This window comes from Thiorhodovibrio litoralis, from assembly GCF_033954455.1.
GTDB classification, from domain to species: domain Bacteria; phylum Pseudomonadota; class Gammaproteobacteria; order Chromatiales; family Chromatiaceae; genus Thiorhodovibrio; species Thiorhodovibrio litoralis.
Genome location: NZ_CP121473.1, coordinates 2,063,773 through 2,077,741, shown reverse-complemented (window position 1 = coordinate 2,077,741; position 13,969 = coordinate 2,063,773). Strand labels below are relative to the sequence as shown.

Below are 13,969 nucleotides of genomic sequence, written 5' to 3'. Positions count from 1 at the left end.
AGCAGCCGGCGATTGCGGTTAGAGACGACATCAGCGTGCGATCAGCAGCAGCAGGCGGTCCCCCACCTTCTCGGCATTATCCGCCAGATTGCCGATCCATTGGATCAATTGGTACCACAGCATCACCGATACCGGGTCCATGGTTTGCTCGTGCTGAAAAAGTGTTTGCAGCAGGCGGGTTCCAAGTGCGTCGGTTTCGGTTTCGGTCTGATTCAACTGCGCAATCATTGCCTCCACCCGCGCAGCCTCCGGTCCACGAAAGCCGGTCTCGATCAGCTCGTCAAGCTCATCGATAATAGCCCGCGCCTGACCACAGGCCTCAACACAGCGCTGGACCAGCTCCCGCAGGCCCACGCGCATGCTCTCCAACACCTTCAGTTCGCGCTGGGTCAAAAGCCCGGCGATATCCTGGGACACATCGGCGATGCTGTCCTGCACCTCCAGGATGGCCAGCAGGTCGCGTCGGTCGACCGGCAGAAACAGGCTCTTGGGCAAGTGCAAGCGCACATCGTTCTTGATGGCATCCGCCTCACTCTCCTTGGCGTCAATTGCCTCGCGCGCGGCCAGCAGCGCCGCCGCATCGCCGTCGATCAGCGCCTCGAACAGCCCGGGAACCAGACCCACGCAATCATGGACTACAGCCATGTGCTGCCGCATGGGCTTGAACGGAGATCGCGCAAAGAGCGCCGAGAGTGGTGGAATGGCTTGCATGGACAAGGATCTCCTGTGTCGTGAGCGGGCCGGGCTTGAGCAGGATAGCCGATTATGTTGGCTGGCAAACAGCTACTCCGGGCGGAAAGGGGGCGGAAAGCGGGCGGAAATTCTGTGATCGGGTTCGCATTTCCTTGCGGCACTGGCGTTGCGCTCGCCCCCGGGGAACTACACTTAAAGGGCATCCAATAGGAAATTTGGCTCCAGCGTGAATGCGCCACAGTCGCTTTCACGCAAAACATCCATTAAGACTCGGGCTGGAATAAGCGAGGTGGAGGAAACATGGGCGGCGATACCAGTGTTGGGCTGATGGGTGCTGGCTTGACCGGCATGCAGCGCGGCTATCAGATGGTGACAAACGCGGCGAGCGATATTGCCCAGCAGACCACGGCGAACGGCGGGAGCAGCGACCTAGCCACACCGATGGTCAATCTTGGCGTTGGGGAGCGCTCGACCGAGGCATCGGCAAGCGTGATTCGCACCGCCGATGAGATGGTTGGTACCCTGCTTGACGTGATGGCCTGAGATTGGCTCGCAGTTGGGGCGGCGTTGGGCCGATCGCGTGCCGCTAACCTCTGTCGCCGGCAGCAGTTCCCCTAGCTACCTCCCCAGCAATCCCGCCAGCAACCTCCCCACTAACCCCTGCGGCAACCCTCGCGGCAACCGGTGCCCCGAGTGCTTCCGGGCGCAGGCGACTAGCCGGCGGAAAATAGCAGCTGAAGGTACTTCCGGTGCCAAGCTCGCTGGCAATTCTCAAATGGGCGTCATGGCGATTGAGCACATGCTTGACGATCGCCAGACCCAGCCCGGTTCCTCCTGATTCGCGCGAGCGCGCCTTATCGACTCGGTAAAAGCGCTCGCTCAGGCGCGGCAGATGCTCTGCCGCGATCCCCTGTCCGCTATCGCGCACCGAAAAGCAGGGGCTGCTTCCCCATTCCCTCCAGCGAATTTGCACCTGGGTGCCGGCCGGAGTGTGCTTGACGGCGTTGAACACCAGATTGGAGAGGACGCTGTAGAGCTCGTTCTGATTGCCGAGCAGACTCAGCTCAGGGTCAATGTCCAGCGTGATTGGATGGCTATCGTTGCACAGGATGCGTGCTTCGGAAACAATAGCCTCAACCAGCGCGGGGATGTCGACTGCCGTGATCTGGGTGGTGCGATTGTCCATCTCCAGGCGCGAGAGCGTGAGTAGATCCTCGATAATCGAACGCATGCGCTCGCCCTGATCGCGCATCAGCGCGAGGGGGCGGCGATGCCCTGGCGGCGTTTGCGCCGAGTCGCTCAGGCGCTCGAGAAACCCGGTGATGACAGTCAGCGGCGTGCGCAGCTCGTGCGAGGCATTGGCGACGAAGTCGCGCCGGATCATGTTCAGGTGGTACACCTTGGTGATGTCACGCCCGACCACTAGGCGCTGCTTTTTGCGCTCGCCAAAGGGGGTGAGTCGTACTGACAGCATCAGGGACTGATTGTGCTCCGGCATCATATCGATCGGGCGGCTGTAATCCCCCGCGACGATGTAGTCGTTCAGGGATTCATGCGGAAAGACTTCCGTCAGTTGGCGGCCTTCATCGCGCGGAAACTGCACATTCATTAAGGGCGCGGCGGCCGGGTTAGCCCATTCGATGCGGCGTGCCTTGTCGAGCACGACCAGCGCATCGGGCACTGAGTTGGCCGCCTCACGAAAGCGTCGGGTAAAGCGCAGCTGGCGCTTGCGCCCTTTGCGCCCGCGTTGCTGATAACGGGCGATGGTGCGATAGACCTCGCCCCAGAGCCCGAGTGGGAAAGGAGGCACCAGACGATGGTGCTTGCGGATCAGTCGCACCAGCCGCCCGAGCAGGATCAAATGGCGCCCCAGATAGGGCAGCAGCGCAAGCAGCAGCGCGCTACCCCATTGAAAGCCCACACCCAGCCACAAACCGCCGGCGGCGCAGAGCAAGAGCAGCAGCAGGCCGAGCTCGACCAGGGTATCGCGCACCAAGCTGTTGCTGGGCCGTGTCAGCCAGCGATGCAATGCCAGGTGCGGCCAGACAAAACCACGACCGCCGGCTACGGTCTTACCAGGCGGGTTGGAGCTGCCTGGGTCCGGTTGCTGGTCGGGTTGCTGGTCAGGTTGCTGATCAGGTTGGTTGATGCTGGACTGACTCATTTGTCGGAGAACCGATAGCCCACGCCGCGCACTGTCTGCAACAAATGCTGGTGCCCGGTATGTTCAAGGGCTTTGCGCAGTCGCCGCACATGCACATCGACGGTTCGCTCCTCCACATACACCTGGTCCCCCCAGACGCGGTCGAGCAACTGAGAGCGGCTGAAGGCGCGGTCAGCGTGGGTCATTAAAAAGTGCAACAGCTTGTATTCCGTCGGCGCGATGGTGAGCGCTTGGCCAGCGGCGCTGACCCGATGACCGAGATGGTCGATGCGCAGTCCGCCGATTTCGATAGCATCCTGTTGCTGCTCGCTCTGGCTGCGGCGCAGCACCGCCTTGATGCGCGCGATCATCTCACGCGGCGAGAAGGGCTTGGCGATATAGTCGTCAGCACCCGTGTCGAGCCCTTTAACGCGATCTTCTTCCTCGCCGCGGGCGCTGATCATGATAATGGGAATGGCCTTGGTGCGAGCGTTCTGTTTCAATTGCGCCGCCAGCTCAAGGCCGGAGCGCCCGGGCAGCATCCAGTCGAGCAGGATCAGGTCGGGCGACTCGCCAAGCTGTTTGCGCGCTTCATCGGCATGCGCCGCCTCGAGGACGCGAAATTCCGCCTCCTCAAGGGTGAAGCGGATCAGTTCGCGAATATCAGGCTCGTCGTCAACAATGAGGATGGTCGGCATGGGGGCACCATCGGGCAACATGTGCTTAAGGGGATAACCTTGCACCGGGTCCTGCGACACCGCTGGCCGGAAGCAAGGCAGTCAGGGTGCCTTAGTTTATGGCCCTTTGGTTAAAGAATGGTGACAACGCCCCAGCCCGAAACCCGCCGAGATCCGCTGACATCCGAAGTAGTCTTTGACTTCAGGTTCTGCGACACCTGCAATCCCGTCAATGTCGCGCCCGTTTAGCTATTTTCCCGTGATCCCCACCGCACAGGATACGCCATGACCGATCAGGCCCAGCTCGCCGGTTTGCGCCGGCCCATTGAGTTCGATACCGAGCTGGCGGGTCAGCCGCTGCGTCTGCAGTCGACCTGGGGTTTGTTCTCCCCACGCGAAATCGACGCCGGTACCCGGTTGTTGCTCGAACGCATTGCGGTGGCACCAGATGCGGACTGCCTTGACCTCGGCTGCGGCTATGGCCCCATCGGGCTGACGCTCGCGCGTCTCGCCCCTCAGGGTCGGGTGCTGCTGGCGGACAAGGACTTCGTCGCAGTGGACTTTGCCCGCAGGAATATCGCGCTCAATGGGCTAGGCAATGCCGAGGCGGTTTTGACCAACGGATTCGACCAGATCGATCCACAGCGCCGCTTCGACCTGATTACCAGCAATATCCCGGCAAAGGTCGGCAAGGAGCTGCTGACACTCTGGCTGCATGATGCCCGTGCGCGCATGAAGCCCGGCGGTGCGCTCTATGTCGTCACCATCAATGGACTGCGGCAGTTCATGAAGCGCTATTTGCAAGAGATTTTCGGCAATTACGACAAGCTTAAGCAGGGCTCGCATTACACGGTCGCCTTAGCCTATCGCGACTGAGATGTCGCGCTTGAGGCAGGCGACGCTCAGGTCTCTTGCGTCTCTCCCGCGAGCCAGTCGCGCGGCACCAGAAAGAACTCCGTCAACCGCGCCTCCGGGCTGCCTGGCTGCGGGTGCCAGTCGTAGTGCCAGCTCACGCTCGGTGGCAGGGACATCAGGATGGACTCGGTGCGCCCACCCGACTGCAGCCCAAACAGGGTGCCGCGGTCATACACCAGATTGAATTCCACGTAGCGACCCCGGCGCATCTGCTGAAAGGCGCGCTCGCGCTCGCCCCAGGGATGGTCGCGACGGCGTTCGGCGATGGGCAGATACCCGGGCAGAAAATGCTCCGCCACGCGCTGCATGAAAGCGAAGCTGCGCGCAAAGCCTAAGTGGTTAAAGTCATCGAAAAACAGCCCGCCGATGCCGCGCGCCTCGGCACGGTGCTTGAGGTAAAAATACCGGTCGCAGGCGGCCTTGAGCTCGGGATACAGATCGCCGCCAAAGCCGTCGCAGGCCGCGTGTGCATTTTGATGCCAGTGGCGCGCGTCCTCCTCGAAGCCGTAATAGGGCGTCATGTCGAAGCCGCCGCCGAACCACCACACAGGCGCGCAACCCGGCTTCTCGGCACTGAAAAAGCGCACATTCATGTGGGTGGTCGGCACATAGGGGTTGCGCGGGTGCAGCACCAAAGACACGCCCATGGCGGAAAACCCTCGCCCGGCAAGCTCAGGCCGCGCCGCGCTGGCACTCGCCGGAAGGGCCACACCATGGACATGGGAGAAATTGATCCCGGCCTTCTCAAAGAGCGCGCCTTCCGCGAGCACCCGGCTGCGCCCGCCGCCGCCGTCCTCGCGCGTCCAGCAGTCATCTCCGAAGGAACCGCCGCCATCAGCCCGCGCCAGCGCATCGCAGAGCCGGGTCTGCAGCTCGCGCAAATACTCTTCGACGGCTTTGGAGTCGGGTTGATCGGTCATGCGGCTTTCGGTGTCGCGTTGGGGAGGACCAGTGTCCCGGTAAGTTGAGGTGCCGATGGTACTATACCCAGGCAGCCGGTGATCGCGCCCCAAAAGCGCAGTGACTTTGTCATGACCGCGCAAAGAAAATGGGATTTAAGCGGACCAGCAAACGCTTTGTGCTGACAAGAGACTGACACCACCTTATGCCACGCGTCGATACCCAGGAATTCTATCAAGCAGCCATTGATCTCCACGGTACCACGGCGGAGGGGGTTCACTGGAATTCCCGCCGCACCCAGGAATGTCGCTTCGACGCGCTACGGGCGCTCTTACCCGAGGACATCAGCGCCCTGACGCTAGCCGATATTGGCTGCGGGTTTGGCGATCTACACCAATACCTGGCCCGCAATCAGGACCTGCCTGGATGCTACATCGGCATCGATGCACTCGAAAGTATGGTCAGCGAAGCGCGCGAGCGCACTGGCGCGGATATCCATCTTCTCGATGCACTGGCCGATCCCTTACCACAGGCGGACTATTATCTGTGCAGCGGAGCGATGAATACCCTCACAAAATACGAGACCTACTGTTTCATCGAACGCTGTTTCGCCGCCAGCCACCAGGGATTTGTCTTCAATCTGCTGCGCGGTCGCGATGATGAGGCTGATGTCTTCAACTGCCGCCATCCCGACGAGGTTCGACAATGGGCCGAGCAACTCGGCGCCGGGGTTGCCTTCCGCGAAGGCTACCTGCGCAATGATTTCAGTGTTGCAATGACGCGCCTGTCAGCATGATGTTGTGAGGGTTCCCCCAGGGGCACCCCCGTTCGATCAGAGGCCTCCTGTTAATGATGTTCGCATTCGACAATACTTACGCACGGCTTCCCGAGCGCTTCTTCGCCAGTGTGGCGCCTGAGCCTGTCAGGCAGCCGCTTCTGTTGCGGCTCAACGACGATCTCGCGCGTTATCTTGGGCTTGAGCCGAGCGATCTGCGCACGGAGGAAGCCACGGCTGTGTTTGCCGGTAACCGCCTGCCCGAAGGCTCGGAGCCGCTGGCCATGGCTTACGCCGGGCATCAGTTCGGCTCCTTCGTGCCCCAGCTTGGCGACGGCCGCGCCATTCTGCTCGGGGAAGTGGTGGCGGTGGACGGGACCCGCTGCGACATTCAGCTGAAAGGCTCCGGGCGCACACCCTTCTCACGCTCCGGCGACGGGCGCGCCTGGATGGGTCCGGTGCTGCGCGAGTATCTGATCGGCGAGGCCATGCATCGGCTTGGAATTCCCACCACCCGCGGGCTTGCAGCGGTGGCGACCGGCGAGTCTGTCTTTCGTGAGGGCCCGCTGCCCGGGGCCATTCTGACCCGCGTCGCGCGCAGCCATGTCCGTGTCGGTACCTTCGAGTATTTTCGCGCCCGAGATGACAAGGACGCGCTCAAGACCTTGGCTGACTATGTGATCGCGCGCCATTATCCGGCTCTGCTCGACGCCGAGCAGCCTTACGGTGGGCTGCTGGACGCCATAGCCGCGCGTCAGGGCGAATTGATCGCGGCATGGATGAGCATTGGGTTTATTCACGGTGTGATGAACACCGATAACATGTCCATTGTCGGGGAGACCATCGACTACGGCCCCTGCGCCTTTATGGATGGCTACGACCCGACCACGGTGTTCAGCTCCATCGACTACCGCGGCCGCTATGCCTACGGCAATCAAGCGCGGATCGCCCATTGGAACCTCACCAGCCTGGCATTTTCCCTGACTCCCCTGCTGGAGCTGGAGCCGACGCCGGCCGCGGCGCGGACCACGGCGGCACTCGATCACTTTCAAGCGTCCTTTGACCAGGCCTGGCTCCAGCGTTTCGGGCGCAAGCTCGGCCTGCCCGAGCCCCAGGCGGAAGATCGGGCGCTGATTCAGGAGTTTCTCTCACTGCTGGAACGACAGCAGGCGGACTTCACCAACAGCTTCCGCGCGCTCTGCTCCGCGCTTGAAGACGACGGCGAGGCACTCGGCCGCGAGCTTGGCTCGGAGATCCGGAGCGAGATCGACACACACGCCGAAGGCTCCTGGTTTGCGCGCTGGCGCCTGCGCCTTGGCCGCGACTCTCTGACGGACGCCGAGCGCGCAACAATCATGCGCCACGCCAACCCAGCGGTGATTCCGCGCAATCATTATGTCGAGCAGGCGCTGGATGCAGCGACTGAGAGCGATTTGGGGCCATTCGAGCGTCTGCTCGCGGCAGTCGAACAACCCTGGAAGGACACCGAGGCCAACGCGGGCTATCGTGCCCCGCCAACCCCGCAGGAAGTGGTGCAGTATACGTTCTGCGGCACCTGAGAGGACATCACAGAAGTACTACGCCGGCGTCAAAAATCGGCCCATCACCAGCGGCGTTAGCTGGCACCTGTCGACATCATTGTCCGCCGCGAACAGTCGCCGACACCTGCCGCGTCTTGCTATGATTGCGCTCCCTCTGGACGAACTGATCTGGCACAGGTCAGAATCGCCGTCCCGCGTTCACTGCCGCGCTCACCGGAGCCATTGCCATCATGATCGACAAACGCCTGCTGGAAATCCTCGTCTGCCCGGTCACCAAGGGACCGCTGGTCTTCGACAAGGACAAGTCCGAGCTCATCTCCATTTCCGGACGCCTTGCGTACCCCATCCGCGATGACATACCGGTGATGCTTGAGGACGAAGCGCGCGCCCTGAGCGAGGACGAAGCCGAGGCGCTGCGCAAGCAGCATCATCCCGCTTGAGCCGAGCCTTCCGCATTATCCCCGGCCTTGCGCCTATCCCGGACCGAGCCCCATGATGAGTCCGCTAGCCCGTTCGCGGCATCCGGGCTGCTTTGATCCGAGTGACAGGCTGCTGCGTGTCTGATCCGCCCAGCATGTTTCTCGCGTGGATTGTCGCGATACCTTTCGTCGGCGCGCTGCTGCCGCGCTTTGCGGTCTGGGTGGCGCCGCGACCGGCTTGCGGCGCAGCGGCGGCCTATGCGGCGGCGCTGGTGAGTGCCACTGCACTCATTATCGCAATCAGCCATACGCCAGATGTCTTCGCCGGGGGCGAGGTGCATGTCGCCTTCCCCTGGATTCCGCAGATCGGCCTGACGCTGGCGCTGCGCTTCGACGGGCTGGCCATGGTGTTTGTGCTGCTGATCTTGGGAATCGGGCTGCTGGTGATTCTCTACGCCCGCTTTTATCTCGCCAAATCGGATCAGGTCGCGCGCTTTTTCTCCATTTTGCTGCTATTCCAGGGCGCAATGCTCGGCATTGTGCTCTCGGACAATCTACTGCTGCTGGTGCTTTTTTGGGAGTTGACCAGCCTGACGTCTTTTCTGCTGGTCGGCTTCGACCCGCGCTCCATCGAGGCACGACGTGGCGCACTCATGGCGCTGGTGATTACCGCCGGCGGCGGGCTGAGCCTGCTTGCGGGCTTTCTGCTGCTGGCTTCGGTCGCCGGCAGCTTTTCGCTGTCGGAGGTTCTGACGGCGGGCGAGCAGGTGCGACAAGACCCGCTCTATCTCCCCATTCTGCTGCTGATTCTGCTCGGCGCCTTCACCAAGTCGGCACAGTTTCCGTTCCACTTCTGGCTGCCATCGGCGATGACGGCGCCCACGCCGGTATCGGCTTATCTTCACTCTGCCACCATGGTAAAGGCCGGGATTTTTCTGCTCGCGCGCTTCTTTCCCGTTTTTGCCGAGACCGACATCTGGTTTTATCTGGTCGGCGGCGTGGGCCTGACAACCTTCCTGCTCGGTGCCTATTTCGCCATTTTCAAGCACGACATCAAGGGTCTGCTGGCCTACTCCACCATCAGCCACCTGGGGCTCATTACCTTTCTGTTCGGGCTCGGCACCCCGCTGGGCGCGGTGGCCGGACTCTTCCACGCGATGAACCATGCGGTCTTTAAGGCATCGCTGTTCATGGCGGCCGGCATCATCGACCACGAGACCGGCACCCGCGACATGCGCCGGCTATCGGGGCTGTGGCACTTCATGCCCATCACCGGCACCTTGGCCATGGTGGCGGCGGCCGCCATGGCCGGCGTGCCGCTGCTCAATGGCTTTTTGAGCAAGGAGATGTTCTTTGCCGAGACGGTGCATCATGAGTGGCTTGGGCATCTGGACTGGATGTTGCCGTTCGCAGCCACCGCCGGCGGTATCTTCGCGGTGGCCTACTCGGTGCGCTTCATTCACGACGTTTTCTTCGGCGGTCGCTCCTGCTACCTCGAGCACGAGCCTCACGAGCCGCCGCGCTGGATGCGCATTCCCGTCGAGATTCTGGTCGCCCTGTGTTTGCTGGTTGGCATCTTCCCGGAGCAGACCGTGCGACCGCTGCTCGATCTTGGCGTGCGCAGCATGCTCGGCTTCGAACCCAAGTACGATCTCGCCATCTGGCACGGCTTTTCCTTTCCGTTGCTGATGAGCTTCATCGCCCTGATCGGCGGCTTGCTGCTGTATCGGATGCGGCACCTACTATTTAATGCGCATGATCGCATCTTCCCGCCCGCGAGCGGCGCCTCGGTGTTCCAGCGCACCGCGGCCGGCCTGCAGCGTTTCGCGCGCGCGCGTATGCCGCGGCCAGCCCGGGCATCCCTGCAGCGCTCGGCCGCCTGGCTCTTGCTCACGGCGCTGGTCTTGGCCGTGTTACCCGTCATCCCGACGCTAATGAGCCTTGAACCTGGCGCCTTGCCTGGGCTCATTACCGATTCCACGCTCAGTCCGCTCGATCTCCCGACCATTGGCGGCGCCGTGATCCTGACGGTGGCGCTGATCGGCGTGGTTGGTCTGCGCCGTCAACGCCTGCAGGCGACCATTCTGATTGGCGTCATCGGACTGATCCTTAGCCTCGCATTCGTGCATTTCTCGGCACCTGATCTGGCGCTGACGCAGCTTTCGGTGGAGGTGGTCACCACCATCCTGTTGCTGCTGGTGCTCTACTTTCTGCCGCAGTCGGATGTTGCCCCGATCTCACGCTGGCGGCGCACGCGTGATGTCATGCTCGCCGTCGCCGCCGGCCTTGGCGCTGCCGCGCTATCCTTCGCCATCATGACCGCGCAGACGCCGAATATTTCCGATTATTTTCTGGAATATGCCAAGCCCGCGGCGGGCGCCGGCAATGTGGTCAACGGCATTCTGGTCGACTTTCGCGGCTTCGACACTCTCGGGGAAATCACGGTGCTCGCTATCGCCGCTGCCGGTATCTTCGCCATGCTGCGCGGCATCCGCCTGCGCACGCCGCGACGCGATCCCCGTGGTCGGCGCTGGTCGCCCGACGCACATCCCATCATTCTCGCCATGCTCTCGCGCCCGCTGCTGCCAATGGCGCTGCTGGTGGCAGTGTTCATGCTGCTGCGCGGTCACCATGAGCCCGGTGGCGGCTTCATCGCCGGCCTAGTCGCCGGTATCGCGCTGATATTGCAGCAGCTTGCCAGCGGCCAGCAGTGGTCGGCCGAGCGCCTGCGCCTGAGCTACACCCTGCTAATCGGCTCGGGTTTGATCATCTCGCTCGCCACCGGTCTGGCCGCGATGCTCTTTAGCCGGCCCTTCCTCACCAGCGCGTTCTGGCATGGCGAGGTGCCACTGCTTGGCGAGGTGGAATTCGCCAGCGCCATGGCCTTCGACGCCGGCGTCTTTCTGGTTGTCCTTGGCACCGTGATGCTGATTCTCGATAACCTCGGACGGTTGAGCGGGCATCGTCACCACGTGCGCAGACCGCGACCCGATGCCGAGGCCGGCGCAGTCGCACCCACTGACACGGGCATTGCAGCCCCGGCGCCAATTGCGCAGGTGCATGCTCAAGCGCTCGCCACACCAGAAGCAAGAGGCGCGACATGGAAGCCTTGATCGCGCTTTGCATCGGGCTACTGATCGGCGGCGGGGTCTACCTGTTGCTGCGCGCGCGCAGCTTCTCGGTCGTGCTGGGGCTGACGCTCTTGTCTTACGCGACCAATCTGCTGTTGTTCGCCTCCGGCGGGCTGACGACGAATCAGGCCCCGTTGATTAACGAAGGCGGCCCCTTTGCCGACCCCTTACCCCAGGCGCTGGTGTTGACCGCCATTGTCATCGGCTTTGCGATGACCGCCTTTATGCTGGTGCTGGCGCTGCGCGCGCTCAATGACTTGGGCACAGACCGCGTCGATGACCGTCGCGGCGGGGAGGAACGGTGAGCCAGCTGCTGATGGCGCCCATCGCGCTGCCGCTCGTCACTGGTGCGCTGCTGCTGATCCTATGGCGCGCGCCGCTGCGCATCCAGCGGGCACTGAGTGCATTGGCGACACTGTCCCTGCTCGGCATCGCCGCCGCGCTGCTGTGGAGTGGGCAGCGCAACGGCATTCAAGTGTATCTGATCGGCGACTGGCCAGCGCCCTATGGCATTTCCCTGGTACTCGACCGCCTCGCGGCCCTGATGCTGGCGCTGACCGCGCTGCTTGCGACCTTCGCGCTGGCCTATGCCATCACCGGCAGCGACCGCGCCGGGCGGCATTTTCATGCGCTGTTTCAGTTCCAACTACTCGGCATCAACATCGCATTTTTGACCGGCGACCTGTTCAATCTCTTCGTCGCCTTCGAGATTTTGCTGATCGCCTCCTACGGCCTGCTGCTCCATGGCGGCGGTGCCGAGCGTACCCGTGCCGCCCTGCATTATGTGGCGCTCAATCTGGTCGGCTCGCTGCTGTTCCTGATCGGGCTGGGCACCCTCTACGCCGCCGCCGGCAGCCTGAACATGGCGGACCTGGCCGCGCGCATCGCCGCCCTGCCGGCTGCGGATCAGCATCTCGCGCGGGTTGCGGCCATGCTGTTGCTGGCCGTCTTCGGGCTCAAGGCAGCGCTGATTCCGCTGCACTTCTGGCTGCCGGGCACCTATGCCGCCGCCACCGCCGCAGTCGCAGCCCTGTTCGCCATCATAACCAAGGTCGGCATCTACGCCATCATCCGCCTGACGACGCTGGTCTATGGCCTGGGCGAGACGCCAATGCTCGCCTGGGCATCGCCCTGGCTGCTGGCCGCCGGACTGACCACCATCGCCATTGGCACCCTGGGCGCCATGGCCAGCGACGATCTGCGCGAGCTGATTGCCTACCTGGTGGTGGTCTCGGTTGGCACCCTGATCGCCGGCATCGCCCTTGGCACCCCGGCGGGCCTGAGCGCGAGCCTGTACTATCTGCTGCACACCACTCTGGTCACCGGCGGGCTCTTTCTGCTTGCCGAGCGCATCGCCAGCGCGCGCGACGGCAGCACTCGGCTTAGTGAAGGCAAGCGCCCACCGCCATCGCATCAGCTTGGCTGGGTGTTCTTTCTGGCAGCAATTGCCGTGGCCGGCATGCCCCCGTTCAGCGGGCTGGTGGGCAAGGTGCTGCTGCTGATCGCCGCGCAGGATCACAGCGCGCTCATTCCGGTTTGGACGCTTGTCTTGTTGTCGAGTCTGCTGCTGGTGATGACGCTCACTCGCGCCGGCATTCTGGTGTTCTGGCGCGGTCCGGTCGCCGCAGCCGAGAAACCCAGTCGACAGCCCTGGCTGATTGCCACCACACTGCTGGCGACGAGCCCAGTGCTGGTTATCTTCGGCGGCAGCATCACTGACTGGACCCGCGACACCGCTGAACAGACATTCGATGCACAGGCCTATGTCACCGCCATGCGTCAAAGCACGCCCGTGGTGGTCAGAGAGTCCGGAGGCCACCACTGATGCTGAAACGCCTGCTGCACAGCTGGGTGCCGCATCCGCTGCTCAGCCTGACGTTGCTGATCATCTGGCTGCTGCTGAACAACAGCATCGGCCCTGGTAATCTGCTGCTCGGCAGCCTGCTGGCACTGAGCCTGTCGCGCGTGACGGCCAATTTCTGGCCAGAGCGCCCGCGTCTGCGCAAACCGCTCAAGCTGCTCGCCTACCTGGTGCAGCTGTTTGTCGATATCCTGATCGCGAATCTGCAAGTCGCACTTTTGATTCTCGGGCCGCGCACACGCCTGCACCCGGCCTTCGTTGAGCTGCCGCTGGAATTAACCGACCCCTTCGCCATCACGGTGCTAGCCAGCGTTATCTCCCTGACGCCGGGCACAGTATCGGCCGATGTGATACAGCCGGCGAAGAGGGATGGCCGCAGCACGAGAGGGGACAGCACGGGGAATGGCCTTGGGGCTGATGCAGATTCTAGGTTTGGGCCAGCATCTGACGCGCGAGTCGGAACGCACGCAGGCACCATCCTGCTGGTGCATAGCATCGACGCCGAGGACGCAGCCGCCCTGTGCCGCCACCTGAAGCAACGCTACGAGGCCCCGCTGCTGGAGATTTTCCGATGATACTGACCATCACCGTGCAGATTGCCCTTGCCATGATGACACTGGCCCTGCTGCTCAACCTGTGGCGACTGATGCGCGGCCCGGACACCTCCGATCGCATCCTGGCGCTGGATACCTTGTACATCAACACCATCGCACTGCTGGTGCTGCTCGGCATCCATTTTGATCGGCAAGCCTATTTCGAGATTGCGCTCATCATCGCCATGATGGGATTTGTCGGGACCGCCGCCCTGTGCAAATACCAGCTGCGCGGCGATATCATCGAGTGATCCCCAAAAAGCTCAATCAATAACACACCTTCAAAGCCCAGAATCCGCGTTTAACGCCGAGAACCCCAGC

At 62.7% G+C, this 13,969-nt stretch carries 14 protein-coding genes; 10 read left to right on the top strand and 4 right to left on the bottom strand.

Going from position 1 to position 13,969, the window contains the following annotated elements:
- Positions 1 to 30 precede the first annotated feature (30 nt).
- Positions 31 to 711, bottom strand: coding sequence for a TIGR00153 family protein (locus Thiosp_RS09135; RefSeq protein WP_201067870.1), 681 nt, complete (start codon positions 709 to 711; stop codon positions 31 to 33).
- A gap of 282 nt (positions 712 to 993) precedes the next feature.
- Here Thiosp_RS09135 and Thiosp_RS09130 point away from each other — a divergent pair, with 282 nt between their 5' ends.
- Positions 994 to 1,236, top strand: coding sequence for a flagellar biosynthesis protein FlgE (locus tag Thiosp_RS09130; RefSeq protein WP_201067871.1), 243 nt, complete (start codon positions 994 to 996; stop codon positions 1,234 to 1,236).
- Positions 1,237 to 1,279: 43 nt separating this feature from the next.
- Here Thiosp_RS09130 and phoR read toward each other — a convergent pair whose 3' ends face one another.
- Positions 1,280 to 2,857, bottom strand: coding sequence for a phosphate regulon sensor histidine kinase PhoR (phoR, locus tag Thiosp_RS09125; RefSeq protein WP_242518708.1), 1,578 nt, complete (start codon positions 2,855 to 2,857; stop codon positions 1,280 to 1,282).
- Positions 2,854 to 3,534, bottom strand: a complete 681-nt coding sequence (phoB, locus tag Thiosp_RS09120) for a phosphate regulon transcriptional regulator PhoB (RefSeq protein WP_201067872.1) — start codon at positions 3,532 to 3,534, stop codon at positions 2,854 to 2,856. Before phoB ends, phoR begins: the two co-directional genes overlap by 4 nt.
- A gap of 264 nt (positions 3,535 to 3,798) precedes the next feature.
- Between phoB and Thiosp_RS09115 the strand changes: the two genes are divergently transcribed.
- Positions 3,799 to 4,389 carry a class I SAM-dependent methyltransferase gene (locus tag Thiosp_RS09115; RefSeq protein WP_201067873.1) on the top strand — a complete coding sequence of 197 codons (591 nt, stop codon included), beginning with the start codon at positions 3,799 to 3,801 and terminating at the stop codon, positions 4,387 to 4,389.
- 26 nt (positions 4,390 to 4,415) lie between these two features.
- Here Thiosp_RS09115 and hemF read toward each other — a convergent pair whose 3' ends face one another.
- Positions 4,416 to 5,348 (bottom strand): oxygen-dependent coproporphyrinogen oxidase, encoded by a 933-nt coding sequence (gene hemF / locus Thiosp_RS09110; RefSeq protein WP_201067874.1) that lies wholly within the window; start codon positions 5,346 to 5,348, stop codon positions 4,416 to 4,418.
- Between the two features lie 185 nt (positions 5,349 to 5,533).
- Here hemF and Thiosp_RS09105 point away from each other — a divergent pair, with 185 nt between their 5' ends.
- From Thiosp_RS09105 to Thiosp_RS09070, 8 genes are all read left to right on the top strand, one after another.
- Positions 5,534 to 6,124: a class I SAM-dependent methyltransferase gene (locus tag Thiosp_RS09105; RefSeq protein WP_201067875.1), complete on the top strand. Its 591-nt coding sequence runs from the start codon at positions 5,534 to 5,536 to the stop codon at positions 6,122 to 6,124.
- Positions 6,125 to 6,177: 53 nt separating this feature from the next.
- Positions 6,178 to 7,662 carry a protein adenylyltransferase SelO gene (locus tag Thiosp_RS09100; protein WP_201067876.1) on the top strand — a complete coding sequence of 495 codons (1,485 nt, stop codon included), beginning with the start codon at positions 6,178 to 6,180 and terminating at the stop codon, positions 7,660 to 7,662.
- 215 nt (positions 7,663 to 7,877) lie between these two features.
- Positions 7,878 to 8,084, top strand: coding sequence for a Trm112 family protein (locus tag Thiosp_RS09095; RefSeq protein ID WP_201068075.1), 207 nt, complete (start codon positions 7,878 to 7,880; stop codon positions 8,082 to 8,084).
- Positions 8,085 to 8,218: 134 nt separating this feature from the next.
- Entirely contained in the window at positions 8,219 to 11,176 is a 2,958-nt protein-coding gene (locus Thiosp_RS09090; RefSeq protein WP_201067877.1) for a monovalent cation/H+ antiporter subunit A, read from the top strand.
- Positions 11,164 to 11,499 carry a Na+/H+ antiporter subunit C gene (locus Thiosp_RS09085; protein ID WP_201067878.1) on the top strand — a complete coding sequence of 112 codons (336 nt, stop codon included), beginning with the start codon at positions 11,164 to 11,166 and terminating at the stop codon, positions 11,497 to 11,499. Before Thiosp_RS09090 ends, Thiosp_RS09085 begins: the two co-directional genes overlap by 13 nt.
- Entirely contained in the window at positions 11,496 to 13,019 is a 1,524-nt protein-coding gene (locus tag Thiosp_RS09080; protein ID WP_201067879.1) for a monovalent cation/H+ antiporter subunit D, read from the top strand. Before Thiosp_RS09085 ends, Thiosp_RS09080 begins: the two co-directional genes overlap by 4 nt.
- On the top strand, positions 13,019 to 13,630 hold the full coding sequence (locus tag Thiosp_RS09075) for a Na+/H+ antiporter subunit E (RefSeq protein WP_201067880.1): 612 nt from the start codon (positions 13,019 to 13,021) through the stop codon (positions 13,628 to 13,630). Before Thiosp_RS09080 ends, Thiosp_RS09075 begins: the two co-directional genes overlap by 1 nt.
- On the top strand, positions 13,627 to 13,899 hold the full coding sequence (locus tag Thiosp_RS09070; RefSeq protein ID WP_201067881.1) for a K+/H+ antiporter subunit F: 273 nt from the start codon (positions 13,627 to 13,629) through the stop codon (positions 13,897 to 13,899). Before Thiosp_RS09075 ends, Thiosp_RS09070 begins: the two co-directional genes overlap by 4 nt.
- The last annotated feature ends 70 nt before the right edge of the window (positions 13,900 to 13,969 follow it).

Coding starts and splice junctions, on each gene's coding strand:
- Thiosp_RS09135 (WP_201067870.1), bottom strand. CDS start 711: ATGCAAGCCATTCCACCACTCTCGGCGCTCTTTGCGCGATCTCCGTTC.
- Thiosp_RS09130 (WP_201067871.1), top strand. CDS start 994: ATGGGCGGCGATACCAGTGTTGGGCTGATGGGTGCTGGCTTGACCGGC.
- phoR (WP_242518708.1), bottom strand. CDS start 2,857: ATGAGTCAGTCCAGCATCAACCAACCTGATCAGCAACCTGACCAGCAA.
- phoB (WP_201067872.1), bottom strand. CDS start 3,534: ATGCCGACCATCCTCATTGTTGACGACGAGCCTGATATTCGCGAACTG.
- Thiosp_RS09115 (WP_201067873.1), top strand. CDS start 3,799: ATGACCGATCAGGCCCAGCTCGCCGGTTTGCGCCGGCCCATTGAGTTC.
- hemF (WP_201067874.1), bottom strand. CDS start 5,348: ATGACCGATCAACCCGACTCCAAAGCCGTCGAAGAGTATTTGCGCGAG.
- Thiosp_RS09105 (WP_201067875.1), top strand. CDS start 5,534: ATGCCACGCGTCGATACCCAGGAATTCTATCAAGCAGCCATTGATCTC.
- Thiosp_RS09100 (WP_201067876.1), top strand. CDS start 6,178: ATGATGTTCGCATTCGACAATACTTACGCACGGCTTCCCGAGCGCTTC.
- Thiosp_RS09090 (WP_201067877.1), top strand. CDS start 8,219: ATGTTTCTCGCGTGGATTGTCGCGATACCTTTCGTCGGCGCGCTGCTG.
- Thiosp_RS09085 (WP_201067878.1), top strand. CDS start 11,164: ATGGAAGCCTTGATCGCGCTTTGCATCGGGCTACTGATCGGCGGCGGG.
- Thiosp_RS09075 (WP_201067880.1), top strand. CDS start 13,019: ATGCTGAAACGCCTGCTGCACAGCTGGGTGCCGCATCCGCTGCTCAGC.
- Thiosp_RS09070 (WP_201067881.1), top strand. CDS start 13,627: ATGATACTGACCATCACCGTGCAGATTGCCCTTGCCATGATGACACTG.